Source organism: Chitiniphilus eburneus (assembly GCF_005048205.1).
Taxonomy (GTDB): domain Bacteria; phylum Pseudomonadota; class Gammaproteobacteria; order Burkholderiales; family Chitinibacteraceae; genus Chitiniphilus; species Chitiniphilus eburneus.
Window position 1 is genome coordinate 69822 of sequence record NZ_SUMF01000012.1, and the last position, 26683, is coordinate 96504.

Here is a 26683-nt window from a genome sequence, read left to right on the forward strand (position 1 = left end):
AATGCGTCACCGTTTAGCCAATCGTAAACTCAATCGTACGTCCAGCCATCGCCAGGCGCTGTTGCGCAACCTGGCGAACGCGCTGCTGCGTCACGAAGTCATCAAAACCACGCTGCCGAAGGCCAAAGAGCTGCGTCGCGTTGCCGAGCCCCTGATCACCTTGGGCAAGCAGGCATCGCTGGCAAATCGCCGCCTCGCGTTTGACCGCACCCGCGATCGCGAGATCGTGGTGAAGCTGTTCGACGTACTCGGCCCGCGCTACGCTGCCCGCAATGGCGGCTATCTGCGTATCCTCAAGTGCGGGTTCCGCGCTGGCGACAACGCGCCCATGGCGCTGGTCGAGCTGGTGGACCGTCCTGAAGAAGTGGAAGCCGTGGAAGCAGACGCTGAGTAAGCGTTTGCAGCCAGCAATGACAAAAGGCCAGCAGATTGCTGGCCTTTTGTCATTGGAGTCGCCGTGAAAGGGGCATTCAGGGCCGCGGCCGCAACGCCATGGGGGGTAAGGTCTCATACCAGTGCCAGTCGCGGCCGGCGCGCAGGGTGACATCCCGCACCAGGGCGTATGCGGCATCCGGCTCCAGCCCGAGCAGTTCCCCGACGTTCTTGTAGTCATCGGGCAATGCCGCGTTATCCCAGCCCCGGTATAGATGCCGGGATAGCGCCGTCGCGACGATCACCGTCCTGACGCGCGGTTCGGCCAGGTAGCGTTCATCGATCAAGTGGGCAAGCAAGGCGGGCAGATGCCAGCGCTGAACCAGGGCCAGCTGTAGATCGAACAAGGTGTGGCCGAGCACTTCGCGCTGGGCATCCCGAGTGCGGAGATCGGGCTGGGCCGCCTGCAAGGTCTCGATCTCGGCAGCCAGCCTTGGTGCGATCAACCACAGGAATATCTCGACGGTATCGTGCAGCAGGCAAGCCGTTGCAACCTCCTCGGGATCGATATCCCGCCGCATTCCCGCCATCGCCTCCGCAATCTGTGCGGCAAGACTGGCTCTGGCAAGGATGCGACGTACATTGGTCAGCGCCTTGGGATCATTGTGCAACCGTGTTTCGACGGTGACCGCCTGACCGAACTCCCGGATGAACCCACGCATGCCGATCATCATCAGCACGCGGTCCACGGTATTGACGTCGGTCACCTGGGAAACGTGGCGATGCATTTGCAGGAAGCGAATGACCCGCAGCGTCATCAAGGCGTCATGGCGGATGGGGCGGGCGATATCGCGGATACTGATTTCATCCACCCGGCTTTGCAGGTCCTGAAGCCGGGCGCACGTATACTGCAACACCGGCAATTCGCAAGCAGCCAGTTTATCGACCCAGGCATCGTAGGTGGGGAGAGTGCTGTGGAGCATATTGCGCTCAGTAAATGTAAGTTAATTCTTTATAGAGAGTGAATCGTATGGCTCGCTATGCAATCGGTGATATCCAGGGGTGTGCTGACGAGCTGCACGATCTGCTGGCGCTGATCCGGTTTCAACCAGCTGAAGACAGTTTGTACTTGGTTGGCGACCTCGTGAATAGAGGCCCCGCTTCGCTGGAAGTATTGAGATGGGCTTACCGCAACCAGACCAGCGTCTTCCCGGTGCTGGGAAATCACGATTTGCATTTGCTTGCGTGCGTTGCCGGATATGCCACACCCAAGAATGGCGACACCATCAGCGAGATACTGAGCGCGGACGATTGTTCTCAACTCTGTGATTGGCTCAGGCGCCAGCCGTTATTGCGAAGGCTGGATGATGCCGTCCTGGTGCATGCGGGGATCTGGCCTGGCTGGACACTGGATCAGCTCGCCGATGCCTGTGGTGAAGTGCAGGCCGCGCTGGCACGGGAGGAATGGCGTGCAGCACTGGCCGACATGTATGGCAACAAACCCGCGCACTGGGATCAGGCGGCATCGCTGGCCGAACGCTGGCGCTTTACCATCAACGCTTGTACCCGCATGAGATTCGTTGATGAACATGGCGCATTGCAGCTCAAGTTCAAAGGAGAGCTGGACCAGGCTCCAGCGGGACTGACCCCCTGGTTTGACTCGGGCTTGCGGAAACATACCCAGCGCGTCATCTGCGGACACTGGTCCGCGCTGGGGTTGTTGATGCGCCCGGATGTCTGGGCGATCGATACTGGTTGTATCTGGGGGGGGCAACTGACAGCGGTCTGTCTGGATAACGGGGAAATCACCCAGGTGACTGCCCGTCGGCCGTATCAGGACGTTGCGGAGGGGTGATGGCTGTTCAGGGCTTCGTGCGCCGCTTTGATGCGTGTCTCGGCGTAGCGAGTCAGTGTGCGGCGGTCTTCGCCTGCCACCGCGAATGGCGCCAGGAAATTGATCTCCGCCACCAGACCGCGTGCGCCCAGCAATCGCCATAGCGACTCGCTGAGCGACATCTCGTTGATATAGGCGGGGGCATCGTTCCAGTTGCCCTCGCTGTCGACGTAGCGCAGGTAGATGGGCTGGATCGTCGCCTGCGAGTCGATGGCGGCCTGGAGTAGCGAAGAGCGGAAGGGAAGGATGCAGCGGCCATCCGAAGTGGTCCCTTCGGGGAACACCGCCACGCAATGCCCATCGCGCAGCGCATCGATCATGGCATTGCTGACCCGCGCGGTATCGCGCTTGCGCTCCCGTTCGATAAACAGCGTCCCCGCCGCGTGGCACAGGCTGCCGACCACCGGCCACTGCCGGATCTCGGATTTCGCAACGAAGCGCGAGACCGTTTCGGTATTCAGAACGAATATGTCGAGCCAGGAAATATGATTGGCCAACAGCAAGTGGTTGGGCGGATATAGCCCCGGCACCACGCCCTGGACGCGAATCTGAATGCCGAGCTTTTTCGCCAGGGTTCGTGACCACGACTGGATACGACACAGGCGGGCATTTTCATCCATTCCAGGGAAGCGCCATGTGGCGATGGCAATGCCCATGCCGAGATGGCAGAGCACATTGACGAGGCGTTGGAGGCGAAGCCAGTTTCGATACATGGACGCGGACCGGCGTAAGCCGGCAGGCTGAGCTTGAATGGATGACTCAGCGAGTTTAGCGGCATCGCCCAGAACGGGCCATGTGCTTATTGCGTCTGCATTACCGCAGGAAGTGCTTGGCATATCGATTGTCGATCCGGTGCATGGGAAGCAGGACGAACAGGTCGGCGGTGTTGAAGTCGGGATCCCAGGCCGGCTCGCCGCAGATCATCGCCCCGGCGCGCAGATAGCCCTTGATCAATGGCGGGACCGTTACCGGCATTTTCTGGTCCAGCGCGGCCAGCGGCAACGGGCAGCGGGGAAATACTCGCCATTCGACGGGCGCGGACGCGCTTTCCACCAGCTTCCGATAGAGGCTGGCCGCGTGATGGCCGCCATCCGCGAGCGACATGCTGGCACATCCGATCAGGTATTGATAACCATGGCGCTGCATGTAGTCGGCCAATCCGGACCAAAGCAAAGCGATGGTTGCCCCGTTTCGATAGTCGGGGTGGACACAGGAGCGGCCAACCTCGACAAACTGGCTGCGCAGGTGTTGCAGGCGGGTCAGGTCGAACTCGGTGTCGGCGTAGTAGCTGCCCAGCTTCCTGGCCTGGTGCGGGGGCAGGATGCGGTAGGTGCCGACCACCTCGCCGGTTTCGTCGTCCTGCACCAGCAGATGCTCGCAATAGGCATCAAAGAGATCCTGGTCCAGGCCAGCCTCGCGGCCGCTGAGCTTGGCCCCCATCTCCTCGGCGAACACCTTATAGCGCAGTGCCTGTGCGGCACGCAGATGGCTCGCGTTGGAAGCAAAGGCCAACGACAGTGGACGCCTGCGTTTTGCTGTGTCGATTTGCAGTTGTTGCAGCATTCATGTTCCTCCTGATGGGTGGAACACAAATTAAGGCGTCGAAGTGAAGAAACGATGACGTTTGCTTGAAGGACGAATGACAACGCAAACCAGGTCGGGCGGCGGGGCGCGGTGTCATTGGCCGGCGAGGCACCAACTCGGCGCCGCGCCCGCGCGAGGTTTAGTCCAGGGGCGGGGGCTGAATCTCGGGAGGATCGTTGCCCTCGATCCGATAGCGTTCCTCCGCCCACGAGGCGAGGTCATCGGTGCGGCAGCGTTCGGAGCAGAAAGGGCGGTACGGGTTTTCCGGCGAGAAAGGGGCAAGTGTCCCGCATTTGGGGCAGGGAACCAGGCGGGGCTTCACAGATTGCAATATCCCAGGCTGAAGTCGATATCGCTTTCGACTACGCGTGGCCGCTCGCCACTGGTGGAAGGATGGACAAAGCGGACATTGATGGCATAACGATTGGCGGAGAGCTCAGGCACGACCGGAAGATCGCTCGGCAGCGTGACCCGCAGCAACTGGATCGTCTTGCCCCCCGACATCTGCTGGAATGTACCCAGATGGGCCGTGTAATGACTGACGCGCGCGGAATCCCGTAACAACCGCAGCACGATATCGATCCCCTGTTTGATCGGCGTCAGCGGGCGGAACCAGCGATCGACTTCGGCTTGCCGGCGCTCAGCCGGTAACTGCTGCCAGTAGTGATAGGACGGCAGATCGAACTCGCAAGCGCCGCCAGGAATGGACAAGCGTTGCTTGATGGTCATCAGCCACTCGTTTTCCCGCAGGTACTGACCGAACTTGCCGGTCATGTCGAGCATCCGGCCATGGACCGTCTCGATCTCCGCCAGAACGCCTTCCAGCGCAGCTTCGGAAATATGCGGGTTGTTACGTAATGAGGCGAGGGTTTGCCGTTGGCGTTCCAGTTCCTGGAGCAGATCCGATTTCAGATCGGCCCGGCTGGCCACTTCCATGATCTCGAAAATGCCGAGCAGCGCAACATGATGGTCCACCGCGTCGGCACGCCCGGCAAACAGTGCCGTGCGGTCGTAAAGGTGCTCCAGCCGCAGTAAGGTGCGGATGCGCTCATTGATGGGGAACTCGTAGCTGATCACGGCAGGACGGATACAAAAAGATACCCGATTTTGCAGCAACAGCGCGGGTTTGAAAACCCGTTACGTAAGCTTTGTTTCAAAGGTCGTTGGCCCATTCCAAGTATTGAGCATGACAAGCCTGGACTTGCCGCTGAAGTTCCGACAACGAACCGCCATTGCTGATGACATCATCCGCGAGCGCGATGCGCTCCGAAGGCGCAAGCTGACTGCGCAATATGCCTTCCGCCGTGGCCCGGTCGAGCCCAGGGCGCGCCGCGAGGCGTTCCAGCTGCTGATCCGGGGGGCTGTCCACCACCAGCGCACGGTCCACCAGACTGCGGAATCCATTCGCTTCGAATAATAGTGGTACAACCAATAACGCGTAGGGAAAAGGGGCCAATGCCAGCAAGGCTTGCCGAGCAGCGTTACGAATCCGCGGATGGAAGATCTCGTTCAGCCGGATGCGAGCGTTCTCATCCTGAAATACCAGGGCGCGCATCCGGGCGCGGTCCAGCGTGCCGTCCGCTTGCAGGAAAGCGCCGCCAAAGGTCTGGCGAATCTCGTCCAGGGCATCCGACGGGGGCAGGGACAACTGGTGGGCGATCTCGTCGGTATCGACGACCGGCACCCCCAATTTCGCAAACATAGCGGCGACCGTGGATTTCCCGCTGCCGATCCCGCCGGTAAGCCCGATCACTTTCATCCCGAGGTTACCAATGCGGGAAAATTAGCCGCTGCAATTGCGGCCCCCAGATCAAGGTCAACCAGCCGGCCACCGCCAGATAGGGGCCGAAGGGCATGGGCTTGGAGAAGCCCCTGCGCGCGCTCCAGGCCAGCACAATGCCGATCAGGGCACCGGCAACCGATGACAGCAGGATGATCAGGGGTAAAGCCTGCCAGCCAAACCAGGCCCCCAGCGCCGCCAGCAGCTTGAAGTCGCCATAACCCATTCCCTCCTTTCCTGTCGCGAGCTTGAAGAGCCAATAAATGCTCCAGAGCGACAGATAGCCGAACACGGCACCCAGAACGGCATCCTGCAACGGCACCAGACCACCGGCCAGATTGACCAGCATCCCCAGCCATAACAAGGGCAAGGTAATCGAATCGGGAAGCAGGTACGTATCGGCGTCAATGAAGAAGAGGGCGATAAGCGCCCAGGTCAACGCGACCGCCCCCAGGCCGGGCAGGGTAAGGCCGAGATGCCAGCCGACCGCGGCTGTCAGTACGGCGCAGATCAACTCTACCGCGGGATAGCGAATACTGATGCGTGCGCCACATCCACGGCAGCGTCCCCGCAGCGCGAGGTAACTGAGTACGGGGATGTTCTCCAGGGCGCTGATCGGCCTGCCGCATTGTGGGCAGGCTGACCGTGGAACCATCAGGTTGTAGGCGGGCTTGGCGGGTAGCGGCGCCTCGCTGGGCAAATCCAGCGTGTTGCATTCGTGGCGGAATTCGGCTTCGATCATCTTGGGCAGACGATGAATGACCACATTGAGAAAGCTGCCGATGAGCAAGCCCAGTACGAATAAAAACCCGCTGTAGAACAGCGGGTTTTCACCCAGCAATTGCCAGAATGGCATCATCCGCCTACCGCCTCACCCATCTTGAAGATCGGCAGGTACATGGCGATGACCAGACCACCGATCAGCACGCCCAGTACGACCATGATGATGGGCTCCATCAGGCTGGAGAGCGCCTCGACCGCGTTGTCGACTTCTTCTTCGTAGTAGTCGGCGACCTTGCCCAGCATCGCGTCGAGAGAGCCGGATTCCTCACCGATCGATGCCATCTGCAACACCATGTTCGGGAACACGTTGGCGTTTTGCATCGCCAGCGTCAGGCTGGTACCGGTGGCGACTTCAGTCTGGATCCGCTTGCTTGCGGCGCGGTAGATATAGTTGCCGGAGGCCCCACCCACCGATTCGAGAGACTCCACCAGGGGCACCCCCGCCGCGAACATGGTCGAGAGCGTGCGCGCCCACCGGGCGATGGTCGCGTTTTTGATGATCTCGCCGATGACGGGAATCTTGAGCAGGAAGCGATCCATGGCGATCTGCATCGTTTCCGATTTCTTCCAGATGCGCATAAACAGCCAGATACCGCCGCCAATACCGCCAAATATCGCCCACCAATAGGTAACGAACAGATCGGACAGCGTGATCACGATCATCGTCGGGGCGGGCAGATCGGCGCCGAAGTTCGAAAACAGATCCTTGAAGGCCGGGATCACGAAAATCATGATCACCGCCGTGATGACGAAAGCCGCCACGATCACCGCGGTAGGATAGAACAGCGCGGATTTGATCTTCTTTTTGACCCCCAGGATTTTTTCCTTGTAGGTCGCCAGCCGCGCCAGCAGCGTATCCAGAATACCCGCCTGTTCCCCCGCCTGGATCAGGTTGCAATACAGCGAATCGAAATGCGCTGGGTGCTTGCGGAAAGCCTGGGTCATCGAGGAGCCGGTTTCGATGTCGGCCTTGATGTCCATCAGCAGCTTGGTCATCGACGGGTTGCCATGGCCCTTGGCCACGATATCGAAGGCCGTCAGCAGCGGCACGCCCGACTTCAGCATGGTTGCCAACTGCCGGGTGAACATGGTCACGTCCTGTTCGGTGATTCGGCGTCCGGCACGCAGACGTTGCTTCTTGATCTTGGTGACGTTGATGCCTTGCCGGCGCAGGTGATTGCGCAGGACCGCTTCACCGCTGGCGCGCATTTCTCCTTTGAGAACCTTGCCCCCGCGATCCTTGCCTTCCCAGACGAAAGTGGATTCCTTTACCTTGGTCGCCGCCGCCCGGGCTGCTGCTGTGGCCATGCTCTTCTCCCTGATCTTATTCGTTGGTCACTGCCATCACTTCTTCGAGGGAAGTGAGCCCCTGCTTCACCTTCAGCAGGCCGGAATGGCGCAGGTCGCGAACCCCTTCCGCGCGTGCCTGATCCGCGATATCGATGGCGGTGCCGTTCTTCATGATGATGCGGTTCATTTCATCCGATATCGGCATGACCTGATAGATACCCAGTCGGCCCTTATAGCCGGTTCCCTTGCAGACGTCACAGCCCACGGGGCGATACGGTTGCCAAGTCCCATCCAGGTCTGCTTCCGTGTAGCCCGCATCGAGCAGGGCTTCCGGCGGGATATCCGCGGGGGCCTTGCATTGCGAACAGAGACGACGCGCCAACCGCTGCGCCGTGATCAGGATGACCGACGAGGCGATATTGAACGGCGCGACCCCCATGTTCAGCATCCGCGTCAGCGTGGTCGGCGCATCATTGGTGTGAAGCGTGGAGAAGACCATGTGGCCGGTTTGCGCGGCCTTGATCGCGATATCCGCCGTTTCCAGGTCCCGGATTTCCCCGACCATGATGATGTCCGGATCCTGCCGCAGGAATGCCTTCAGTGCGACAGAAAAAGTCAGGCCCGCCTTGTCATTCACGTTGACCTGGTTGACGCCAGGCAAATTGATTTCGGCCGGGTCTTCGGCGGTCGAAATATTGATCCCGGGTTCGTTCAGGATGTTCAGGCAGGTATAGAGCGACACCGTCTTGCCCGAACCGGTGGGGCCGGTCACCAGCACCATGCCGTAAGGACGGGTGATGGCGGCCATCAAGGCCGCCTTCTGGTCCGGGTCATAACCCAGTGCGTCGATCCCCAGCGTGGCGGAGGTCGGGTCCAGAATCCGGATACAGATTTTTTCGCCATGCAGCGTGGGCAAAGTGGATACCCGGAAATCGATGGCGCGGCTCTTGGAGAGCACCAGCTTCATCCGGCCATCCTGTGGAATCCGCTTTTCCGAAATATCCAGCTTGGAGATCACCTTGATACGGGAGGCGAGCTTTTCCTTGATCGCCAATGGCGGCTGCGCGACCTCGCGCAAGACGCCGTCCTGCCGATAGCGAATGCGGTAGAACTTCTCGTACGGTTCGAAATGGATATCGGAGGCGCCGGCATTGATGGCGTCGAGCAGGATTTTCTGCAGATATTTGACGACCGGCGCGTCATCGACATCGGCGTTGATCGCATCCGGTTGCTCTTCTTCGCCGGTACGAATGTCGAGATCCGCCTCATCGACATTCAGGTCTTTCAGGCTGGCGCCGGATTGCTCGAACAGCTTGCCCATCAAGGCGGCGAGCTTGCCATCCTCCACCACGATCGGTTCCACCTGAAGGCCGCTCTGGAAGCGCACTTCCTCCAGGCCTTGCAGATTGGTGATGTCCGAAATGCCGACGAACAACTTGCTGCCCCGCTTGAACAGCGGCACCAGGCGATTGGCCTGCATCAGCTTGGGATCGAGCACCCCCGTGGGGATATAGCTGGAGTCGATCTTGTCCAGATCGAACAGCGGGTAACCGAATGCCTGGGCACCCAGCTCGGCAAGTTCCTTCGCGGAAATCTTGCGGCTGCTGATCAATTGTTCAATGAAGCTGGTTTTGTTGTTGTTGGCGGACTGCTGAAGTGCTTCGGCGTCCGATTCGACCAGGCGGCCATGTTGCACCAACAAACGTGCAAGACCAGAAATTGGAACGGTGGTGGTCGACATGGTGGATAGCTATATGGGCACTTGAATTTGATAAAGAGAACCAAACCCCCGGCAGACAATACCGCTGCCGCCAATAGGGCTTCGGAGCAGTCTAGCAAATGTCATCCCAGGATGGGCATTCCGTGCGTAAGGCAGCTTTTTTGCGACAGCTTGCCGTGCCAGCCTGGCGGCAGTCCTGAATACTGCTTCCAGGCATCTGTCCGCGAGAATCCCTGGATCGATGCCGCATCCTTCCAGCGCGCTTGTTCCTTACACCCGGTGCAGCATGATCTCCAGCACGAAGCGCGAGCCGATATAGCCCAGTAGCAGCAGCGCAAAGCCCAACAGGGTGGTCCGGATGGCCGTTCGTCCCCGCCAGCCGCGCAGCCTTCTGCCCAGCAGCAGACCGCCGAATACCAGCCAGGCAGCAATGGAAAGCACCACTTTGTGATTGAACTGAAGTGCCTTGCCGAATACCTCTTCGCTGAAGAGCGCGCCCGTCCCCAGTGCGATGCTGAGCCAGGCAAAGCCCAGGCCGACGCAGGCGAACAGCAGGCGTTCCAGCGAAATCAGCGGTGGCAGCTTTTGCACCAGCAGATGGGCATTCGCGTGATGCAGGCGCCGATCCGCCAGATGCATCAGCATGGCGAGGCCGGCGGCATTGGCAAACAGACCGTAGGCCAGCATGGCGGCCAGGAAATGCAGGCGGGAGAGGGCGTTCTGCGGGTAGGTCAACGCATGGCCGGCTGGAATGAGCAGGCTGGCTCCCAGCAGCAGGATGACCAGCGCCAGCAGCGGCGGCTGCAACCCATCGAGGCGGAAGGAAAGTTGTCCGACCAGAAAAACCAGCAGTGCCAGCCAGGCCGTCATCGAGAGGGCTTCCCCCGCGCCGAAATGAAGCGGCGGGACCGCGAGCGGCGGCCAGAGGGCCAGGCCATGCAATGCCAGGGCGGCCAGCAGCACACCGTTTTCCAGGCGTGGGTGCGGCGGCGCGGTCGCGGCGAGGCGAGTGCGGCAGAATTGCCAGCCAAGCAGGATATAGATCGCAAGCGCGGTGAGGGCGAGCCAGGGCACGGGCATAGTGGGTTAAAATCGGCGAATCAACAGTCTAACAGAGCGGATGGCCGGGTGCCGTCCATGTCGTTCAAGGATCAAGCATGCTCGAAAACCTCTCCGGCCGGCTCGGCAGTGTCGTCAAAACACTTCGTGGCAACGCACGGCTAACTGAAGCGAATATCCAGGACACCTTGCGCGAGGTGCGCATGGCGTTGCTGGAGGCCGACGTCGCCTTGCCGGTCGTGAAGCAGTTCGTGGCCGACATCAAGGTACGTGCGCTCGGGCAGGAGGTGATCGGCAGCCTGACGCCGGGGCAGGCCTTGATCGGCGTCGTCTACGAAGAGTTGACCAAGCTGATGGGCGCGCAGAACGATGCGCTCAACCTGGCCGCGGTTCCGCCCGCGGTGGTGCTGATGGCCGGTTTGCAGGGCGCGGGCAAGACCACGACCTCGGGCAAGCTGGCCAAGCGCCTCAAGGAAGACCAGCGCAAGAAGGTGCTGCTGGTCTCCACCGACGTCTATCGCCCCGCCGCCATCGAGCAGTTGAAGACTCTCGCTACGCAACTGGACGTTGAATGGTTCCCGTCCGACGTGAACCAGAAACCGGTGGAGATCGCCCTTGGCGCGCTCGATCACGCCAAGCGTCATTTCCATGATGTGCTGATCGTCGATACCGCCGGCCGCCTGGCCATCGACGAAGCCATGATGGCCGAAATCAAAGCGCTGCACGCCGCGGTCAAGCCGGTGGAAACGCTGTTCGTGGTCGACGCGATGCAGGGGCAGGACGCCGTCAATACTGCGCAGGCGTTCAACGAGGCGTTGCCGCTCACCGGGGTGGTGCTGACCAAGATGGACGGGGATGCCCGTGGCGGCGCGGCGTTGTCGGTGCGTAACGTCACCGGCAAGCCGATCAAGTTTCTCGGCGTCGGCGAAAAGCTGACCGGTCTCGAGCCCTTCCATCCGGACCGGATGGCAAGCCGGATCCTCGGCATGGGCGACGTGCTGTCGCTGATCGAAGATGTCCAGAAGACGGTCGGTGAAGCCGAAGCGCTGAAGATGATGAAAAAGGTGAAGTCCGGTAAGGGCTTCGACCTGGAAGACTTCAAATCGCAGATTCAGCAGATGAAAAAGATGGGGGGCATGTCCGCCTTGCTGGACAAATTGCCCGGCGCCGGCCAATTGGGCGAGATCGCCAATAGCCAGGCCTCCGACAAGGCGGTGGCGCGCATCGAAGGCATCATCAATGCCATGACGCCGCAGGAACGCCGCAAGCCGGAGCTGCTCAAGGCCAGCCGCAAGCGCCGTATCGCGGCCGGGGCGGGGGTGAGCGTGCAGGAGGTCAACCGCCTGCTCAACCAGTTCGAGCAGACCCAGAAAATGATGAAACAGTTTTCCAAGGGCGGCATGGCCAAGATGATGCGTGGCATGAAGGGAATGCTGCCGGGAATGTGATCGCGGCAACCGCCCCGCAGGTTTGTTGCACAGGGCCTTGTGCTGCCTTGTGCAGTTCCCCTACAATTGCGAGTTTCGCGTAAACCGATTCTGGGTACAAAACAATGGTTGTGATTCGTCTGACTCGTGGCGGCGCCAAAGACCGTCCGTTTTATAACATCGTCGTCACCGATTCGCGCAACCGCCGCGATGGTCGCTTCGTCGAGCGCCTGGGTTTCTATGACCCGCTCGCCAAGGAAGGCCAGGAAGGTGTTCGTTTCGCCCTTGACCGCGTGAACTACTGGGTTGGCGTTGGTGCCAAGCCGAGCGACGCCGTTGCGCGCCTGCTCAAGCAGTACAAGCCGGCCGCTTAAGCGACTGTGACAAGCAAGGATATTGCCCCGTCCACAGCATCCGCCGTCCCCGAAGATCTGGTGACGATGGGTTATGTGAGCGGGGCTTTCGGTATTCGTGGCTGGATCAACGTCGTTGCGGACACCGAGTTCGTCGACAGCCTGATGGACTACGACACCTGGTGGGTGGGCCAGCCCGGGCAATGGCGCGCTTATGTCATGGCCGAAGGTCAGGTCCAGCCCAAGAAGCTGGCTGCCAAGCTGGAAGGCGTCGATGACCGCGAGGGTGCAGTGGCCTTGAAAGGGGCGCTGATCGCCGTGCCGCGCAGCGCCATGCCGGAACCGGAAGAAGGCGAGTACTACTGGGCCGATCTGGTCGGGCATGCCGTCGTCAACACGCAGGGCGAAAAGCTGGGCGTGGTGGCGCGGTTGTTCGAAACCGGCGCCAATGACGTGCTGGTGGTGCAGGATGGCCCGACGGAACGTCTGCTGCCCTTTGTAAAGCAGGTCGTGCTCAAGGTCGATATGGATGCCAGGTCGATCGAAGTCGACTGGGGTCTGGATTACTGATGGCCCGGACAGGGCCACTGCGTTTCGACGTGGTGAGCATCTTTCCGGGGATGTTCGAGGCGATCACGCGGCATGGTGTGACGCAGCGTGCCGCCGAGCTGGGCATTTTCGATCTGGCCACGTGGAATCCGCGCGATTTCACCCATGACAATTATCGCCGTGTCGATGACCGCCCCTATGGTGGCGGCCCCGGCATGCTGATGTTGCCCGAGCCGCTGGAAGACGCGGTGGCTGCCGCCAGGGCGCGGCAGGCGGAACTGGGTTCACGGCCACGCGTGGTGTATCTCTCGCCACAGGGAACGCCGCTGAGCCATGCCAAGGTTCTGGAACTGGCGGCGCTCGATGGGTTGATCCTGTTGTGCGGGCGCTACGAGGGCGTGGATGAACGCGTGCTCGAACGTCAGGTGGACGAGGAAATATCGGTTGGTGATTACGTGCTGTCCGGTGGCGAACTGCCGGCGATGGTGCTGATCGATGCGGTGGTCAGGCAATTGCCGGGGGTACTCAATACCGCGGCGAGTGCCGAGGAAGATTCATTCGTGGATGGGTTGCTGGATTGCCCGCATTACACCCGTCCCGAGGTTTACCGCGGTATGGCGGTTCCGGAAGTCCTGCTTTCGGGAAATCATGCCAACATCAGGCGCTGGCGCTTGAAGCAATCCCTGGGGCGCACGTGGTTGCGTCGCCCCGAGTTACTTGCTTCTCGTCGGCTGACAAAAGAGGAAGCTCGTCTTCTGGCCGAATTTCAGGCGGAACACCACGACAGCGTGGGTTCTCACGTCAGTGCAGAAGGTACGTCTTCACATACGGAGTAAAGGTAATGAACCTGATCCAGCAACTGGAACAAGAAGAAATCGCCCGCCTGGGCAAGACCGTGCCTGAATTTGCGCCCGGTGACACCGTCATCGTGCAAGTGAAGGTCAAGGAAGGCAACCGCGAACGTCTGCAAGCCTACGAAGGCGTGGTCATCGCCAAGAAGAACCGTGGTCTGAACAGCGCGTTCACCGTGCGCAAGATCTCGGCCGGTACCGGCGTGGAACGTACCTTCCAGACGTTCTCCCCGCTGGTCGCTTCGATCGAAGTGAAGCGTCGTGGCGATGTGCGTCGTGCCAAGCTGTACTACCTCCGCGATCGTTCGGGCAAGTCCGCACGTATCAAGGAAAAGCTGCCGGCGCGCAAGGTTGTGCAAGCGGCCAAGTAATCCGGGGCGCTTTCTTGAAAACGCGGGCAAATGCCCGCGTTTTTTCGTTTACGATCACGGAGTTCCGATTCAAGAGCATGCCGTCATGCCGTTGATGCATCCGATTGTCTACGACGAATACGACGCCATCGTGCCCAGCCTGATCGGTCCGCTCGGCATATGCGCCACGTCCGAGTTGCTCACCCTGATCGATTTCCTGCCCGCCGATGCACCGCTGCGGGAGCCGGGTACGCCGCTGTTGCGCGAAGTCGAACGCCAGTTGAAGGCCTACGGTGCCGACCCGGCCTTTCGGTTCGACCTGCCCTATCGGCTGCAAGGCACATCCCATCAGCGGGCTGTCTGGGAGCGGATCGCCGCGATTCCGCTGGGCGAACTGGTGCGTTATGCGGAGATCGCCTGGCAGTTGGGCTCCAGCGCGCGAGCGGTCGGCAGCGCCTGTGGTCGTAACCCATTGCCCATTGTCATTCCCTGCCACCGCGTCGTCGCCAAGCAAGGCCTGGGGGGCTTCAACGCCAATCGCAACGGTGTCGATTGGGGGCCGCTCAAATACACATTGCTGGTGCACGAAGGCGTGTTGTGAACCCGGTATTGGCTGATTCGTTACGCGTGGTCGATGATTTCATCGATCAGGTCTGGCTGGGGGATGGCCTGGCCGCGAACACCGCGGACAGCTATCGACGCGATCTGACCATCTGGGCTGGCTGGCTGGCGGAAGAGGGCAAATCCATCCTTGCCGCCAGCCGCGACGATATCCAGGCCTTCCTGGCTCGCCAGGCACGCGATGTCAAAGCGTCCACGCTGGCGCGGCGTCTGGCCAGCCTGCGCAAGTTCTATCGGCACTGGCGTCAGGCCGAGCGGATCAGCGACGACCCAACCGAACTGCTGTCCTCGCCGCGTCGCGTGCGGCCCTTGCCCAAGGGGCTGGAAGAAGGGCAGGTCGAAGGGTTGCTCGCCGCGCCCGATCTCGAAACTGCCGCAGGCGTGCGCGATCGCGCCATGCTGGAACTGATGTACGCCACCGGCTTGCGGGTATCCGAACTGGTGGGGCTACCCATCGAGCGGGTCTACCTCACTGAAGGCTTCCTCCAGGTAGTGGGCGGCAAAGGGGGGAAGCAGCGCATAGTCCCCATGGGTGACGAAGCCGTGCACTGGTTGTCACGCTACCTGGGCGAGGCGCGAGCGTTGCTGTGTGGCGGCCGTGCCGTGCCGACCCTGTTCGTCAACCAGCGTGGGGAGCCACTGACCCGCCAGGGCGCCTGGTTCATCGTCAAAGGCTATGCGACCCAGGCGGGGATCGAAGCCGAGAAATTGTCCCCGCATGTGTTGCGACACGCCTTTGCGACCCATTTGCTCAACCATGGCGCCGATTTGCGCGTCGTGCAGATGCTGCTGGGGCATGCCGATATCGGTACCACCCAGATCTATACGCATGTGGCCACCGCGCGGCTCCAGTCGCTGCACAAGGCTCACCATCCGCGTGGTTGATACCACTGGTCATATCTTCTGCTAGCTTGAGTGGGTTATTCCCCCAGTCATTCACACCGCAGGAGTGCACGATGGATAAAGATCTGGTGTCGCAGGGCGCAGAGACGGTTGGCCGTTTCCAGGCGCTGGTAACCGAATATGCGACGATTTTCGGCGTCAAGATCCTGGCCGCCATTGCCTTCTGGGTGGTTGGCCGCTGGTTGATCGGCTTTGCCGTCAGCCTGGTGCGCCGGTCGCTGGAGCGCCAGCATGTCGACCCCACGGTCCTGCGCTATGTAGGCTCGATCATTACCGTCACCCTCAATGTGCTGCTGGTGATCGGTATCCTGGGCTATTTCGGCATCCAGACCACGACATTCGCGGCGCTGATTGCCGCCGCCGGCGTGGCGATCGGCATGGCCTGGTCCGGGTTGCTGGCCAATTTCGCGGCCGGCGCTTTCCTGATCGTGTTGCGGCCCTTCAAGGTAGGGGATTTCGTCGGCGTGGCCGGATTGGTCGGTACCGTGACCGAGATCGGTCTGTTTGCCACCACCCTCAACACACCAGACAACATCATGACCATCGTCGGGAACAACAAGATCTTTTCCGACACGATCCAGAATTTCACCGCCAATCCATTCCGGCGGGTGGATCTGAAGGCACAGCTGGCCGGGGGCACCGATCACCGCGTCGCCATTGCACTGTTGAAAGAGAAAATCGCCGCGATTCCCAATGTCCTGACGGAGCCGCCAGTGGATGTCGAAATCGTCGAGTTCACCCTGGTGGGGCCGATCCTCGCCGTGCGTCCCTATTGCCACAATGATCACTATTGGCAGGTCTATTTCGACACCAATCGTGTCATTCGCGAGAGCTTTGGCGAGGCGGGCTTCGCCGCGCCGATGCCGGCCCAGGCGGTGATCGTGCAACAGGCCTGACCCTTCCCGCAAAAAAAAGCCCCGGTGGAAACCGGGGCTTTTGCTTGAAGGCGGGTGATCAGGCCGGAACGGCGGTTTCGTCTTCTTCCAGTTGCAGGATGACCTTCCCTTGCTCGTCGACATCGATGGTCACTTCGCCGCCGTGGGTCAGGCGGCCGAACAGCAGCTCGTCGGCAAGCGCCTTGCGGATCGTGTCCTGGATCAGGCGCGCCATCGGGCGCGCGCCCATCATCGGATCGAAGCCGTGCTTGGCCAGCATGTCCTTCAGCGCCTCGGTGAAGTGGGCATCCACCTTCTTTTCCTGCAATTGCAGTTCCAGTTGCAGCAGGAACTTGTCCACCACTTGCAGGATGATCTCGTGCGTCAGCGGCGCGAAGGGGATGATCGCGTCCAGCCGGTTACGGAACTCCGGCGTGAACATGCGCTTGATCTCCTGCATCTCGTCCCCGGTTTCCTTCTTGGACGTGAAGCCGATGACCGACTTGTTCAGGTTTTCGGCGCCCGCGTTGGTCGTCATGATGACGATCACGTTGCGGAAATCCGCCTTGCGGCCATTGTTGTCGGTCAGCGTTCCGTGGTCCATCACCTGCAACAGCACGTTGTAGATGTCCGGATGGGCCTTCTCGATCTCGTCGAGCAGCAGCACCGCATAGGGATGCTTGTTGATCGCCTCGGTCATCAGGCCGCCTTGCTCGAAACCCACGTATCCCGGCGGCGCGCCGATCAGCCGGCTGACCGCATGCCGTTCCATGTACTCGGACATATCGAAGCGGATCAGCTCGATGCCCAGCGTATAGGCCAGTTGTCTTGCCACCTCGGTCTTGCCGACCCCGGTGGGGCCGCTGAACAGGAAGGCACCGATCGGCTTCTGCGGGTTGCCCAGGCCGGCACGCGCCATCTTGATCGCGGTTGCCAGCGCCTCGATGGCGTTGTCCTGGCCGAACACCACGTTCTTCAGGTCGCGATCCAGCGTCTTCAGCGCATTCTTGTCGTCCGACGACACCGACTTCGGCGGAATGCGCGCGATCTTGGCCACGATGTCCTCGATCTCGCCCTTGCCAATGGTCTTCTTCTGCTTGGAGCGCGGCAGGATCTTCTGCGCGGCCCCGGCTTCGTCGATCACATCGATGGCCTTGTCGGGCAGGTGGCGGTCATTGATGTACTTGGCCGACAGTTCCGCCGCAGTGGCCAGCGCGCTGACGGTGTACTTCACGCCGTGATGCTGCTCGAAGCGCTCCTTCAGGCCCTTGAGGATTTCCACGGTCTGCGCGACCGAAGGCTCCGCCACGTCGATCTTCTGGAAGCGACGCGACAAGGCGTTGTCTTTCTCGAAAATGCCACGGTATTCGCTGTAGGTCGTGGCGCCGATGCACTTCAGCGTGCCATTCGACAGCGCCGGCTTCAACAGGTTGGACGCATCCAGCGTGCCGCCCGAGGCCGCGCCGGCGCCCACCAGGGTATGAATCTCGTCGATGAACATGATCGCGTTGCGCTCGTCGGCCAACTGCTTGATCACCGCCTTCAGGCGCTGCTCGAAATCGCCGCGATACTTGGTGCCCGCCAGCAGGGCACCCATGTCGAGCGCATACACTGTCGCATCCGCCAGGATGTCGGGCACCTCGCCTTCGATGATGCGGCGTGCCAGGCCTTCGGCGATGGCGGTCTTGCCCACCCCGGCTTCACCCACCAGCAGCGGGTTGTTCTTGCGACGGCGGCACAGGATCTGGATCACGCGTTCCAGCTCGGGCTCGCGGCCGATCAACGGATCAATGCGACCGGACAGGGCGAGCTGGTTCAGGTTCTGGGTAAAGCTCTCCAGCGCGCCGCCGGGGCTGACCTCGGCATCCTGTTCCTCGCCGCTGTGTTCGCTGCGGGACGGTTGCTGCGGTGCGGCCTGGCTCTTCGCGATGCCATGCGAGATGAAGTTCACCACGTCCAGCCGGGTAATGCCCTGCTGGTGCAGGAAATACACCGCGTGGCTGTCCTTCTCGCCGAAGATGGCGACCAGCACGTTGGCCCCGGTCACTTCCTTCTTGCCCGAGCTTTGCACGTGCAGGATCGCGCGCTGGATCACACGCTGGAAACCGATGGTCGGCTGGGTCTCGACTTCGCCGGTACCGGAGACGACGGGCGTGTGCTCGGTGACGAAATCACCCAGCGAACGGCGCAGTTCTTCCATGTTGGCGCCGCAGGCGCGCAGCACCTCGGCGGCAGACGGGTTGTCCAGCAATGCAAGGAGGAGGTGCTCCACGGTGATGTACTCGTGGCGCTTCTGTCTGGCCTCCATGAACGCCATATGGAGGCTTACTTCTAGTTCCTGGGCGATCATTCGTTTACCTCCATGATGCATTGGAGCGGGTGCTGGTGTGCCCGCGCATGCTCCGTGACCTGCGCGACCTTGGTGGCAGCGATATCCTTCGGGTATACCCCGCAGATACCCCTGCCTTCGTTATGCACTTTGAGCGTGACCACGGTGGCTTGTTCGCGGTCCATCGCAAAAAAGTGCTGTAACACGACGATGACATAGTCCATCGGGGTGTAATCGTCGTTAAGTAACACTACCCGATACATGGGGGGCGGTGCGGTACGGGTTTCCCGCAGTACCCGCTCCTTTTCAACCTGGTGATCTAGGGCCATCGCTATCCAACCTTGTTCATTTTCATTTTGGCCCGCAGGGGTGCTTTTTCAAGCGTTCCAACCGCGCAACAGTTTGCTGTTTTTCACAGCCGGACGCTTGACCCTTATCGTAAATGTCGCGTAAAACCGAAGCGCGTTTGATGGACAAGTTTGATGCCTTACCGGTTTACCCGACGTTGGGCCTTGACTTCAAACAGTCGGCGCCAGGCTGGCGCTGTGTTAATGCATATCTTGGAGAAAGACCCCAATGGCTACGGGTACCGTAAAGTGGTTCAATGATTCCAAAGGCTTCGGCTTCATTACTCCGGACGAAGGCGGCGAGGACATCTTCGCTCACTTCTCCGCGATCAACATGCCCGGCTTCAAGACCCTGAAGGAAGGCCAACGCGTGACGTTCGAAGTTGCGCAAGGCCCGAAGGGCAAGCAAGCCGCCAACATCCAGGCCGCCTAATCGGCACCCGGATCGGCAGACCCCGCTTCGGCGGGGTTTTTTCATGATGGGGTCATCCCGGCGTGCTTCAAGAGCCGGGTGATCCGAGTGGGCTGGCCGACCGGTCGTACCGCAACAAAAAGCCCCGCATCGGCGGGGCTTTCTGTTGTGCGTCGGCGCGCTTACATGCGTTCGACGATGGCCTCGCCAAAGGCGGAGCACGATACTTCCTTGGCACCATCCATCAGGCGGGCAAAGTCGTAGGTCACGATCTTGTCCTGGATGGTCTTTTCCATGGCGCTGATGATCAGGTCGGCCGCTTCCTTCCAGCCCATGTGACGCAGCATCATTTCAGCGGAAAGCAGCAGCGAACCCGGGTTCACCTTGTCCTGGCCGGCATACTTGGGCGCGGTGCCGTGGGTGGCTTCGAAGCAGGCCACGTTATCGGACAGGTTGGCGCCCGGGGCGATGCCGATACCGCCCACTTCAGCGGCCAGCGCGTCGGAGATGTAGTCGCCGTTCAGGTTCAGCGTGGCGATCACGTCGTATTCGGCCGGGCGCAGCAGGATCTGTTGCAGGAACGCATCGGCGATCACGTCCTTGATCACGATGCCGTTGGGCAGTTGCACCCACGGGCCGCCGTCGATCTCGACGCCGCCGAATTCCTTCTTGGCCAGCTCGTAGCCCCAGGTGCGGAACATGCCTTCCGTGAACTTCATGATGTTGCCCTTGTGGACAAGCGTCACGGACTTGCGGTTGTTGTCGATGGCGTACTGGATGGCCTTGCGCACCAGGCGCTCGGTACCTTCCTTGCTCACCGGCTTGATGCCGATGCTGGACGATTCGGGGAAGCGGATCTTCTTCACGCCCATCTGTTCCTGGAGGAACTCGATGACCTTCTTGGCGCCTTCCGACTGGGCGTCCCACTCGATGCCGGCGTAGATGTCTTCAGTGTTCTCGCGGAAAATCACCATGTCGATCAGCTCGGGCTTCTTCACCGGCGACGGCACGCCCTGGAAGTAACGCACCGGGCGCAGGCAGACGTACAGGTCCAGCTGCTGGCGCAGGGCCACGTTCAGCGAACGGATGCCGCCGCCGACCGGGGTGGCCAGCGGGCCCTTGATCGATACGACGTATTCCTTCAGCGCATCCAGGGTTTCCTGCGGCAGATAGGTATCGTTGCCGTAGACCTTGGCAGCCTTTTCGCCGCAGAAGATTTCCATCCAGTTGATCTTGCGGCTGCCGCCGTAGCTCTTGGCCACCGCGGCGTCGACCACGCGCTTCATCACCGGGGTGATGTCGACGCCGATGCCGTCGCCCTCGATGAACGGAATGATCGGGTTATCCGGCGTGGCGAGGTTCGGAACGATCTTCGCGCCTTCTGTAGGCACCTTGATATGGCTCATCGTTGGCTTCCCATCTGTTGGTTGGAACCGTAGCGGCGGACGCTACAAACCCGCGATTATCGCTTGAACAACATCCCCATGCCAAGTCAAACGCCTGGCGCAGGCGAACGTCGAATTCATATGGGTAAAATTGCACGATGGCAAAACTGATACTCCTCAATAAGCCTTACGGCGTGATCTGCCAGTTCTCCCCCAGTCCGCCGCATCGGTGCCTGGCGGATCATGTGCCGGTGAAGGACGTCTATCCCGCCGGGCGGCTGGATACCGATTCCGAAGGGCTGGTGTTGCTGACCGACTCCGGCGCCTTGCAGGCGCGGATCGCCGACCCCCGGCACAAGCTGGTCAAGACCTACTGGGTGCAGGTGGAAGGGCTTCCCGGCGAAGCGGCGCTCGTCGCGTTGCGGCAAGGCGTCGATCTGGGCGACTTCGTCACGCGTCCCGCCGAGGCGCGGGTGATCGACGAGCCGGCCAGCCTGTGGCCGCGCGATCCCCCCGTGCGTTTTCGGGCCGCGATCCCCACCACCTGGCTGGAACTGAAGATCAGCGAAGGCAAGAACCGCCAGGTGCGGCGCATGACCGCGCGCGTGGGCTACCCAACACTGCGGCTGGTGCGCTACGCGATTGGGGAGTGGACGGTCGATGACCTGCCCCTGGGAAACTGCCGGGAGCTGAACGTTCGGGCGCCGGCACCTCAACCAGCCCCACGCGCCGCCAGCGGGCCGAAGCAGCGAGGCCGGCGCGGGCCGAATCGCCTACGATGAACAAACTTTAATCTTGCTGTCGCAGAAAGCATTTTCTATGCTGCCTCTGGGTAATACCACAACGGAGCATACGCAAATGAAGAAGCTGATGATGACATTGGTCGCATTCGGGTTTGCCGGGCATGTCCTGGCTAGCGAGGCACCTGCCGAAGCGGATGGCAAGACGGTCCAGGAATACAAGGCCAAGCAGGCCGAGCAACAGAAGAAATCCGCTCAGAAGAAGGCCAAGAAAAAGGCCGCCGACGAGCAGAAGAATGTCGATTCCGCCGCCAAGCAATAAGGCGCCGCGTGACCGGAACGGGCGAGGCGACTCGCCCGTTTTGTTTTTGCCGGGCCTGGGGCGTGTCATCCAATGTATCGCCGCAGCGCTGGGCCGAAAAAGCACGAGGCACCAGGCGCGCGACGCAGGCAATAACCGGTTATTGCCAAAGAGCGCACCGCTGTGGAGGGGGCTTTTTCGGCCCAGCCCTACGGGTTCGGTGCATTTCGGGCGCGGCGCGGTGTCGCCGGCCGCTTGCGGTATCCATATCGCCGTGCGTCCAGCGCCTTGCGCGGCATCCCGAACTGCACCGAACGCTGTCGTGACACATTGAATGACACGCCCTAGGGCAGGGGTGATCGGTTAAAATAGCCCTTTGTTTTCAGAAGCATCGCCTCATGTGGAAGCCCAATGCCACCGTTGCCGCCGTCATCGAGCGCGACGGTCGTTTCCTGCTGGTCGAGGAGCGCATCCTCGGGCAGCGCAAGCTGAACCAGCCCGCCGGTCATATCGAGCATGGCGAATCCATCGTGAACGCCTGCGTACGTGAAACGCTGGAAGAGACCGCCTACCACTTCCAGCCCGAAGCGCTGGTCGGCGTCTACCAGTGGAGCCCGCCAGAGCGGCCGGAACTCACCTACCTGCGCTTCACCTTCACCGGCACCGTTACCGGACAGGCGCCCGAGCGCGCGCTGGACGACGGGATCGAAGCCGCTGTCTGGCTCACGCGCGACGAGATCGTGGCGCGCGCCGCCGAGCATCGCAGCCCCCTGTTGCTGGCCTGTATCGACGATTACCTGGCGGGCCGCCGCTACCCCCTTGGCCTGCTGCGCGATTTCGACGCGAGGAGCGGCGGATGAGCGACAAGATCGTGGTCGGCCTGTCCGGCGGCGTCGATTCCAGCGTTACCGCCCATCTGCTCAAGGAACAAGGCTTCGACGTACACGGCGTGTTCATGCAGAACTGGGAAGACGACAACAACGACGAATACTGCTCGATCAAGGAAGACAGCATGGACGCCATCGCGGTGGCCGACCTGCTGGGCATCGACATCGAACTGGTCAACTTCGCTGCCGAGTACAAGGATCGCGTGTTCTCGTACTTCCTGGCGGAGTACGCCGCGGGGCGCACGCCCAACCCGGACATCCTGTGCAACAGCGAGATCAAGTTCCGCTGTTTTCTCGACTACGCCATCGAACTGGGTGGCGCCAGGATGGCCACCGGGCACTATTGCGGCAACCGCATCGGGCCGGATGGGTCGACGCAGTTGATCCGCGCGCGCGATGCATCCAAGGACCAGACCTACTTCCTCTATCGGCTGAGCCAGGAACAGGTCAGCCACGCCGTGTTTCCGCTGGGGGGGCTGTTGAAAAGCGAGGTGCGCGAGATTGCCGAGCGCATCGGCCTGCCCAATGCGCGCAAGAAGGACAGCACCGGTATCTGCTTCATCGGCGAGCGGCCGTTTCGCGAGTTCCTCAACCGCTATCTGCCCAAGGTGCCGGGGGCCATGGTCACGCCGGAAGGCGTGGTCAAAGGCGAGCACATGGGGTTGATGTACTACACGCTGGGCCAGCGGCAGGGCCTGGGCATCGGTGGCGAGGGTTTGCCGTGGTTCGTCGCCGGCAAGGACATCGACAAGAACCAGTTGATCGTGGTGCAGGGGCACGACCACCCGCTGTTGCTCCAGCCCGCGCTGATCGCGCGTGACTGCTCGTGGATCGCGGGCGAAGCGCCGCCGGCAGGCCGCTATACCGCCAAGACCCGCTACCGCCAGCAGGACGCCGCCTGCACGCTGGAATACCTGCACGACGGCGTGCGACTGACGTTCGACGAGCCGCAGTGGGCGGTGACGCCGGGACAATCGATGGTGTTGTACCAGGACGAAGTCTGCCTGGGCGGCGGCATCATCCAGTAACCCTCACCGGCATGGCGATGAGGACCGGGGCCGGGCGGATGCCTGGCCCCGGTCGTTTATCGCATCAGAAGCGGCCCCAGTCCCTGGTCGAGCCATCGCGCTGGATGGCCACCACCGGCAGCGTACCCGGCGTGTGCCGGCCCATGCCCGGCGAATCGGCCGGCATTCCCGGTACGGCGATGCCCCGGATGGCGGGCTTGTCCTTCAACAGCTTGTGGATCGCCGCCACCGGCACGTGGCCTTCCACCGTATAGCCGGAGATTACCAGCGTGTGACAACTGGCCGCGCCATCGCTGCCGTACTGGCGCTTGATCGCATCCATGTCGTCGCGGTTTTCCACCTGCGGGCGGATACCGTTGGCGTTCAGATAGGTGACATAGTCGGCGCAGCATCCGCAGCTGGCACTCTTGAACAGTTGGGCCGGCGCGGCCTGGGCCAGCGATGCCGCCAGCAGCAGGATCGGCAACAGGGCTTTTTTCATGGGTTTTCTCCTTACTTGGTGAGCTTCACGCTGGTTTTCATGCCCGCGTCGTAGTGGCCCGGTACCTGGCAGGCGAAGATCACGTCGCCGCTCATGGCCTTGTCGAAGCGCCAGACCAGATGTCCGGTCTGGCCCGGCGCCAGCGATACCGCGCTGGGATCGTCGGCATGCTTCATGTCGGGCATCTTCTTCATCATCAGCGCATGCGCGCGCTGGCTGGCGGCGTCGCCCACCGAGAACTCATGCGCCAGCTTGCCGGTGTTGCGGATGACGAAACGGATGGTTTCGCCCTGCTTGATGCCGGTCAGCGGCGGCGAGTAGGTGAACTTCATGTCGTCGCCCGCGCTGACCTCGATCGTGCGGGTCACCGCGCTGTCCTGGCCAGGGCTGCCGAAGGTGTATTGCCTGGCGTCGCCATGGCCACCGTGGCCATGGTCGCCAGCGGCGAAGGCGGTGCCCAGGACGAGGGCGAACAGTGGCGCGAGAATCATTGGTTTCATGGTGTTTTCCTTGGTCGGACGCATTATCGGGGAAGGTAGTCGAAGTCGTTGCCGGTGGCGGGGCGCGCCACCGTGCCGGGGGGATGGCGATACCAGCCGGGGTCGGCGTAATCGCCCGGGGCCAGCTCGTCGCGCACCTTGAGCAGCGTGAACATGCCACCCATCTCGATGGCGCCGAACGGCCCCTCGCCGGTCATCATCGGCAGCGTGTTGGCGGGCAGCGGCATCATGTCGCCCATTGCCGCCATGTCCTGCATCTCGGCCATGCCCTCGCTGCCCATCGCCATGTAGTGCTGGCCGGGGAACAGGCGCTCGATGCGCCGGGTTGCGGCTTGCTGGTCCACGCCCAGCATATTGGGCAGGCCATGCCCCATCGGGCCCATGGTGTGATGCGACTTGTGGCAGTGAAAGGCCCAGTCGCCCGGTGCATCGGCAACGAACTCGATCACCCGGATCTGGCCCACCGCCACGTCGGCCGTCACCTCGGGCCATTGCGCTGCCTCCGGTATCCAGCCGCCATCGGTGCCGGTCACCTTGAAATGCACGCCGTGCAGATGGATCGGATGGTTGGTCATGGTCAGGTTGGCCACGCGGATGCGTACCCGCTCGCCGGTGCGCGCCACCATGTTCTGGATGCCGGGAAAGGTGCGGCTGTTGAAGGTCCACAGATTGAAGTCCAGCATCTCGCTCGCATCCGGGCGCAGGGTGCCCGGATCGATCTTGTAGCTGGCCAGCATCAGCAGATAGTCGCGATCCACCGCCCGTAATGCCTGGCGTCTGGGATGGACGATGAACATGCCCATCATGCCTTGCGCCATCTGCACCATCTCATCCGCGTGCGGGTGGTACATGAAGGTGCCGGAGCGGGTGAGCGTGAACTCGTAGACATAGGTTTCGCCCGGCTTGATCTGCGGCTGGGTCAGCCCGCCCACGCCGTCCATGCCGGCCGGCAGCAGGATGCCGTGCCAGTGGATGGTGGTGTGCTCCGGAAGCCGGTTGGTGACGAAGATACGTACCCGGTCGCCTTCCACCGCCTCGATGGTGGGGCCCGGGCTGCCGCCGTTGTAACCCCAGAACTGCGCCACCATGCCGGGTGCGACTTCCTGACGTACCGGCTCGGCGATCAAGTGGAACTCCTTTACCCCGTCGCGCAGGCGATGGCCCAGGCTACGGCCGTTGAGCGTGGTCACGCCGGCCTGGCCGGCGATCGACGTCCGGGGCGAAGGGGCGTTGCCGGCCGCGACGGCGGCGGCCGGCAAGGCGAGCCCGGCCAATGCGCCGGCGCTGCCGGCGAGAAAGTGTCTGCGGTTCATGGCGTGTGCTCCCGGTGCGGGTCGCCGGCCGGTGGTGGTTCGGTCGCGGTGGCGGTGGCGGTCGGTGGCCAGGGCCCCGGCAGGGAGCCGCCCAGCAAGGCTTCCAGTCGGGCCGACGCCAGCCAGAACCGGCCCAGCGCGGCGCTGGTTTCGTGGGCCGCGTCCAGAGTGGCGCGCCGCGCGTCCAGCAACTCGTACACCCCGAGCAGCATGCCGTTGTAGTGCTTGATCGCTTCATCGCTGCGCTGCGTGGCCAGGGTCTGCATGGCTTGCGCTCGCTGGGTCGCCTGCCACGCCTCGGTGGTCCGGCGACCGGCGATGGCAATGTCGCGGCGGGCCGATTGCATGGCGTTGGTGGCGTCCAGCCAGGCAACCGGAATGCCGGCCAGGCGGCCCGCATCGTCGGCGGTGGCCAGCGGATGGGCGAGCAAGGGCAGGCGAACCGGGCGCGGACTGGCCCGGGTGGCCTGCTTCGACGCGAGCGCGGCTGCGTTCGCGGCACGCCGCAACGCGGGGCTGTGTGCCTCGGCCCAGGCCGCGAGTGTCGTC

32 protein-coding genes are annotated in these 26683 nt (G+C 61.9%); 15 read left to right on the forward strand and 17 right to left on the reverse strand.

All coding sequences use genetic code 11. The features are described from left to right. The first annotated feature begins 1 nt into the window (after position 1). Positions 2-394 carry a 50S ribosomal protein L17 gene (gene rplQ / locus FAZ21_RS11835; RefSeq protein WP_136773646.1) on the forward strand — a complete coding sequence of 131 codons (393 nt, stop codon included), beginning with the start codon at positions 2-4 and terminating at the stop codon, positions 392-394. Between the two features lie 76 nt (positions 395-470). Here rplQ and FAZ21_RS11840 read toward each other — a convergent pair whose 3' ends face one another. Then, on the reverse strand, positions 471-1355 hold the full coding sequence (locus FAZ21_RS11840; protein ID WP_136773647.1) for an HDOD domain-containing protein: 885 nt from the start codon (positions 1353-1355) through the stop codon (positions 471-473). Between the two features lie 47 nt (positions 1356-1402). Between FAZ21_RS11840 and FAZ21_RS11845 the strand changes: the two genes are divergently transcribed. Next, positions 1403-2227 (forward strand): symmetrical bis(5'-nucleosyl)-tetraphosphatase, encoded by an 825-nt coding sequence (locus FAZ21_RS11845; protein WP_136773648.1) that lies wholly within the window; start codon positions 1403-1405, stop codon positions 2225-2227. Here FAZ21_RS11845 and FAZ21_RS11850 read toward each other — a convergent pair. The 9 genes from FAZ21_RS11850 to FAZ21_RS11890 form a co-directional block, all read right to left on the reverse strand. Beyond that, positions 2206-3102 (reverse strand): lysophospholipid acyltransferase family protein, encoded by an 897-nt coding sequence (locus FAZ21_RS11850; protein WP_136773649.1) that lies wholly within the window; start codon positions 3100-3102, stop codon positions 2206-2208. The two genes, FAZ21_RS11845 and FAZ21_RS11850, sit on opposite strands and share 22 nt — an antisense overlap. Next, on the reverse strand, positions 3080-3829 hold the full coding sequence (locus FAZ21_RS11855; RefSeq protein ID WP_136773650.1) for a GNAT family N-acetyltransferase: 750 nt from the start codon (positions 3827-3829) through the stop codon (positions 3080-3082). The genes FAZ21_RS11850 and FAZ21_RS11855 overlap by 23 nt, the downstream gene beginning before the upstream one ends. 160 nt (positions 3830-3989) lie before the next feature. Then, complete coding sequence (locus tag FAZ21_RS11860; protein ID WP_211243442.1) at positions 3990-4172, reverse strand: DNA gyrase inhibitor YacG; 183 nt, start codon at positions 4170-4172, stop codon at positions 3990-3992. Then, entirely contained in the window at positions 4169-4927 is a 759-nt protein-coding gene (gene zapD / locus FAZ21_RS11865; RefSeq protein WP_136773652.1) for a cell division protein ZapD, read from the reverse strand. The genes FAZ21_RS11860 and zapD overlap by 4 nt, the downstream gene beginning before the upstream one ends. Positions 4928-5003: 76 nt before the next feature. Further along, positions 5004-5609, reverse strand: coding sequence for a dephospho-CoA kinase (coaE, locus tag FAZ21_RS11870; RefSeq protein WP_136773653.1), 606 nt, complete (start codon positions 5607-5609; stop codon positions 5004-5006). A 7-nt stretch (positions 5610-5616) separates the two neighbouring features. Next, positions 5617-6489 carry a prepilin peptidase gene (locus FAZ21_RS11875; protein WP_308418438.1) on the reverse strand — a complete coding sequence of 291 codons (873 nt, stop codon included), beginning with the start codon at positions 6487-6489 and terminating at the stop codon, positions 5617-5619. After that, positions 6486-7721 carry a type II secretion system F family protein gene (locus FAZ21_RS11880; protein ID WP_136773654.1) on the reverse strand — a complete coding sequence of 412 codons (1236 nt, stop codon included), beginning with the start codon at positions 7719-7721 and terminating at the stop codon, positions 6486-6488. Before FAZ21_RS11880 ends, FAZ21_RS11875 begins: the two co-directional genes overlap by 4 nt. A gap of 16 nt (positions 7722-7737) precedes the next feature. Further along, positions 7738-9444, reverse strand: a complete 1707-nt coding sequence (gene pilB, locus FAZ21_RS11885) for a type IV-A pilus assembly ATPase PilB (RefSeq protein ID WP_136773655.1) — start codon at positions 9442-9444, stop codon at positions 7738-7740. 249 nt (positions 9445-9693) lie between these two features. Further along, the gene (locus FAZ21_RS11890; protein WP_169307375.1) at positions 9694-10497 is read right to left on the reverse strand and encodes a cytochrome C assembly family protein; all 804 of its coding nucleotides are present in this window, start codon (positions 10495-10497) and stop codon (positions 9694-9696) included. Positions 10498-10580: 83 nt separating this feature from the next. On the opposite strand from FAZ21_RS11890, the gene ffh reads away from it, so the two are divergent. From ffh to FAZ21_RS11930, 8 genes are all read left to right on the forward strand, one after another. Then, positions 10581-11930: a signal recognition particle protein gene (ffh, locus tag FAZ21_RS11895; protein ID WP_136773657.1), complete on the forward strand. Its 1350-nt coding sequence runs from the start codon at positions 10581-10583 to the stop codon at positions 11928-11930. 104 nt (positions 11931-12034) lie between these two features. Next, a complete protein-coding gene (gene rpsP / locus FAZ21_RS11900) occupies positions 12035-12283 on the forward strand; it encodes a 30S ribosomal protein S16 (RefSeq protein WP_136773658.1) in 249 nt (82 codons plus the stop codon). A 66-nt stretch (positions 12284-12349) separates the two neighbouring features. Then, positions 12350-12832 (forward strand): ribosome maturation factor RimM, encoded by a 483-nt coding sequence (gene rimM, locus FAZ21_RS11905; protein ID WP_136773675.1) that lies wholly within the window; start codon positions 12350-12352, stop codon positions 12830-12832. Beyond that, positions 12832-13647: a tRNA (guanosine(37)-N1)-methyltransferase TrmD gene (gene trmD, locus FAZ21_RS11910; protein ID WP_373279535.1), complete on the forward strand. Its 816-nt coding sequence runs from the start codon at positions 12832-12834 to the stop codon at positions 13645-13647. Before rimM ends, trmD begins: the two co-directional genes overlap by 1 nt. 5 nt (positions 13648-13652) lie before the next feature. Then, a complete protein-coding gene (gene rplS / locus FAZ21_RS11915; protein ID WP_136773659.1) occupies positions 13653-14033 on the forward strand; it encodes a 50S ribosomal protein L19 in 381 nt (126 codons plus the stop codon). 85 nt (positions 14034-14118) lie between these two features. Then, on the forward strand, positions 14119-14613 hold the full coding sequence (locus tag FAZ21_RS11920) for a methylated-DNA--[protein]-cysteine S-methyltransferase (protein WP_246038617.1): 495 nt from the start codon (positions 14119-14121) through the stop codon (positions 14611-14613). After that, on the forward strand, positions 14610-15518 hold the full coding sequence (gene xerD, locus FAZ21_RS11925) for a site-specific tyrosine recombinase XerD (RefSeq protein WP_136773660.1): 909 nt from the start codon (positions 14610-14612) through the stop codon (positions 15516-15518). Before FAZ21_RS11920 ends, xerD begins: the two co-directional genes overlap by 4 nt. 71 nt (positions 15519-15589) lie before the next feature. Continuing rightward, complete coding sequence (locus FAZ21_RS11930) at positions 15590-16432, forward strand: mechanosensitive ion channel family protein (protein ID WP_136773661.1); 843 nt, start codon at positions 15590-15592, stop codon at positions 16430-16432. A 58-nt stretch (positions 16433-16490) separates the two neighbouring features. On the opposite strand, the gene clpA is transcribed toward FAZ21_RS11930, so the two are convergent. Together clpA and clpS are read right to left on the reverse strand one after the other, a co-directional pair. Then, entirely contained in the window at positions 16491-18761 is a 2271-nt protein-coding gene (gene clpA / locus FAZ21_RS11935) for an ATP-dependent Clp protease ATP-binding subunit ClpA (protein ID WP_136773662.1), read from the reverse strand. Next, complete coding sequence (gene clpS / locus FAZ21_RS11940; RefSeq protein WP_136773663.1) at positions 18758-19069, reverse strand: ATP-dependent Clp protease adapter ClpS; 312 nt, start codon at positions 19067-19069, stop codon at positions 18758-18760. Before clpS ends, clpA begins: the two co-directional genes overlap by 4 nt. A gap of 247 nt (positions 19070-19316) precedes the next feature. On the opposite strand from clpS, the gene FAZ21_RS11945 reads away from it, so the two are divergent. Continuing rightward, on the forward strand, positions 19317-19520 hold the full coding sequence (locus FAZ21_RS11945) for a cold-shock protein (protein WP_053939930.1): 204 nt from the start codon (positions 19317-19319) through the stop codon (positions 19518-19520). Positions 19521-19681: 161 nt separating this feature from the next. On the opposite strand, the gene icd is transcribed toward FAZ21_RS11945, so the two are convergent. Beyond that, entirely contained in the window at positions 19682-20905 is a 1224-nt protein-coding gene (icd, locus tag FAZ21_RS11950) for an NADP-dependent isocitrate dehydrogenase (protein ID WP_136773664.1), read from the reverse strand. A 137-nt stretch (positions 20906-21042) separates the two neighbouring features. Between icd and FAZ21_RS11955 the strand changes: the two genes are divergently transcribed. From FAZ21_RS11955 to mnmA, 4 genes are all read left to right on the forward strand, one after another. After that, positions 21043-21666: a pseudouridine synthase gene (locus FAZ21_RS11955; protein ID WP_136773665.1), complete on the forward strand. Its 624-nt coding sequence runs from the start codon at positions 21043-21045 to the stop codon at positions 21664-21666. Positions 21667-21742: 76 nt separating this feature from the next. Continuing rightward, the gene (locus tag FAZ21_RS11960) at positions 21743-21946 is read left to right on the forward strand and encodes a hypothetical protein (RefSeq protein ID WP_136773666.1); all 204 of its coding nucleotides are present in this window, start codon (positions 21743-21745) and stop codon (positions 21944-21946) included. 377 nt (positions 21947-22323) lie between these two features. After that, on the forward strand, positions 22324-22785 hold the full coding sequence (locus tag FAZ21_RS11965; RefSeq protein ID WP_136773667.1) for an NUDIX hydrolase: 462 nt from the start codon (positions 22324-22326) through the stop codon (positions 22783-22785). Continuing rightward, positions 22782-23840 carry a tRNA 2-thiouridine(34) synthase MnmA gene (gene mnmA / locus FAZ21_RS11970; RefSeq protein ID WP_136773668.1) on the forward strand — a complete coding sequence of 353 codons (1059 nt, stop codon included), beginning with the start codon at positions 22782-22784 and terminating at the stop codon, positions 23838-23840. Before FAZ21_RS11965 ends, mnmA begins: the two co-directional genes overlap by 4 nt. Positions 23841-23904: 64 nt before the next feature. Here the strand turns inward: mnmA and FAZ21_RS11975 are convergent, their stop codons facing one another. From FAZ21_RS11975 to FAZ21_RS20305, 4 genes are all read right to left on the reverse strand, one after another. After that, complete coding sequence (locus FAZ21_RS11975; RefSeq protein ID WP_136773669.1) at positions 23905-24321, reverse strand: DUF411 domain-containing protein; 417 nt, start codon at positions 24319-24321, stop codon at positions 23905-23907. Positions 24322-24332: 11 nt separating this feature from the next. Continuing rightward, positions 24333-24821: a cupredoxin domain-containing protein gene (locus tag FAZ21_RS11980; protein WP_136773670.1), complete on the reverse strand. Its 489-nt coding sequence runs from the start codon at positions 24819-24821 to the stop codon at positions 24333-24335. 23 nt (positions 24822-24844) lie between these two features. Next, positions 24845-26134 carry a multicopper oxidase family protein gene (locus FAZ21_RS11985; protein ID WP_136773671.1) on the reverse strand — a complete coding sequence of 430 codons (1290 nt, stop codon included), beginning with the start codon at positions 26132-26134 and terminating at the stop codon, positions 24845-24847. Further along, positions 26131-26683, reverse strand: a 553-nt coding sequence (locus FAZ21_RS20305; protein WP_211243443.1) for a TolC family protein, incomplete at its 5' end; no start/stop codon positions are given. The genes FAZ21_RS11985 and FAZ21_RS20305, both read right to left, overlap by 4 nt.

Coding starts and splice junctions, on each gene's coding strand:
- rplQ (WP_136773646.1), top strand. CDS start 2: ATGCGTCACCGTTTAGCCAATCGTAAACTCAATCGTACGTCCAGCCAT.
- FAZ21_RS11840 (WP_136773647.1), bottom strand. CDS start 1,355: ATGCTCCACAGCACTCTCCCCACCTACGATGCCTGGGTCGATAAACTG.
- FAZ21_RS11845 (WP_136773648.1), top strand. CDS start 1,403: ATGGCTCGCTATGCAATCGGTGATATCCAGGGGTGTGCTGACGAGCTG.
- FAZ21_RS11850 (WP_136773649.1), bottom strand. CDS start 3,102: ATGCCAAGCACTTCCTGCGGTAATGCAGACGCAATAAGCACATGGCCC.
- FAZ21_RS11855 (WP_136773650.1), bottom strand. CDS start 3,829: ATGCTGCAACAACTGCAAATCGACACAGCAAAACGCAGGCGTCCACTG.
- coaE (WP_136773653.1), bottom strand. CDS start 5,609: ATGAAAGTGATCGGGCTTACCGGCGGGATCGGCAGCGGGAAATCCACG.
- FAZ21_RS11875 (WP_308418438.1), bottom strand. CDS start 6,489: ATGATGCCATTCTGGCAATTGCTGGGTGAAAACCCGCTGTTCTACAGC.
- FAZ21_RS11880 (WP_136773654.1), bottom strand. CDS start 7,721: ATGGCCACAGCAGCAGCCCGGGCGGCGGCGACCAAGGTAAAGGAATCC.
- pilB (WP_136773655.1), bottom strand. CDS start 9,444: ATGTCGACCACCACCGTTCCAATTTCTGGTCTTGCACGTTTGTTGGTG.
- ffh (WP_136773657.1), top strand. CDS start 10,581: ATGCTCGAAAACCTCTCCGGCCGGCTCGGCAGTGTCGTCAAAACACTT.
- rpsP (WP_136773658.1), top strand. CDS start 12,035: ATGGTTGTGATTCGTCTGACTCGTGGCGGCGCCAAAGACCGTCCGTTT.
- rimM (WP_136773675.1), top strand. CDS start 12,350: ATGGGTTATGTGAGCGGGGCTTTCGGTATTCGTGGCTGGATCAACGTC.
- trmD (WP_373279535.1), top strand. CDS start 12,832: ATGGCCCGGACAGGGCCACTGCGTTTCGACGTGGTGAGCATCTTTCCG.
- rplS (WP_136773659.1), top strand. CDS start 13,653: ATGAACCTGATCCAGCAACTGGAACAAGAAGAAATCGCCCGCCTGGGC.
- FAZ21_RS11920 (WP_246038617.1), top strand. CDS start 14,119: ATGCCGTTGATGCATCCGATTGTCTACGACGAATACGACGCCATCGTG.
- FAZ21_RS11930 (WP_136773661.1), top strand. CDS start 15,590: ATGGATAAAGATCTGGTGTCGCAGGGCGCAGAGACGGTTGGCCGTTTC.
- clpA (WP_136773662.1), bottom strand. CDS start 18,761: ATGATCGCCCAGGAACTAGAAGTAAGCCTCCATATGGCGTTCATGGAG.
- clpS (WP_136773663.1), bottom strand. CDS start 19,069: ATGGCCCTAGATCACCAGGTTGAAAAGGAGCGGGTACTGCGGGAAACC.
- FAZ21_RS11945 (WP_053939930.1), top strand. CDS start 19,317: ATGGCTACGGGTACCGTAAAGTGGTTCAATGATTCCAAAGGCTTCGGC.
- icd (WP_136773664.1), bottom strand. CDS start 20,905: ATGAGCCATATCAAGGTGCCTACAGAAGGCGCGAAGATCGTTCCGAAC.
- FAZ21_RS11955 (WP_136773665.1), top strand. CDS start 21,043: ATGGCAAAACTGATACTCCTCAATAAGCCTTACGGCGTGATCTGCCAG.
- FAZ21_RS11960 (WP_136773666.1), top strand. CDS start 21,743: ATGAAGAAGCTGATGATGACATTGGTCGCATTCGGGTTTGCCGGGCAT.
- FAZ21_RS11965 (WP_136773667.1), top strand. CDS start 22,324: ATGTGGAAGCCCAATGCCACCGTTGCCGCCGTCATCGAGCGCGACGGT.
- mnmA (WP_136773668.1), top strand. CDS start 22,782: ATGAGCGACAAGATCGTGGTCGGCCTGTCCGGCGGCGTCGATTCCAGC.
- FAZ21_RS11975 (WP_136773669.1), bottom strand. CDS start 24,321: ATGAAAAAAGCCCTGTTGCCGATCCTGCTGCTGGCGGCATCGCTGGCC.
- FAZ21_RS11980 (WP_136773670.1), bottom strand. CDS start 24,821: ATGAAACCAATGATTCTCGCGCCACTGTTCGCCCTCGTCCTGGGCACC.
- FAZ21_RS11985 (WP_136773671.1), bottom strand. CDS start 26,134: ATGAACCGCAGACACTTTCTCGCCGGCAGCGCCGGCGCATTGGCCGGG.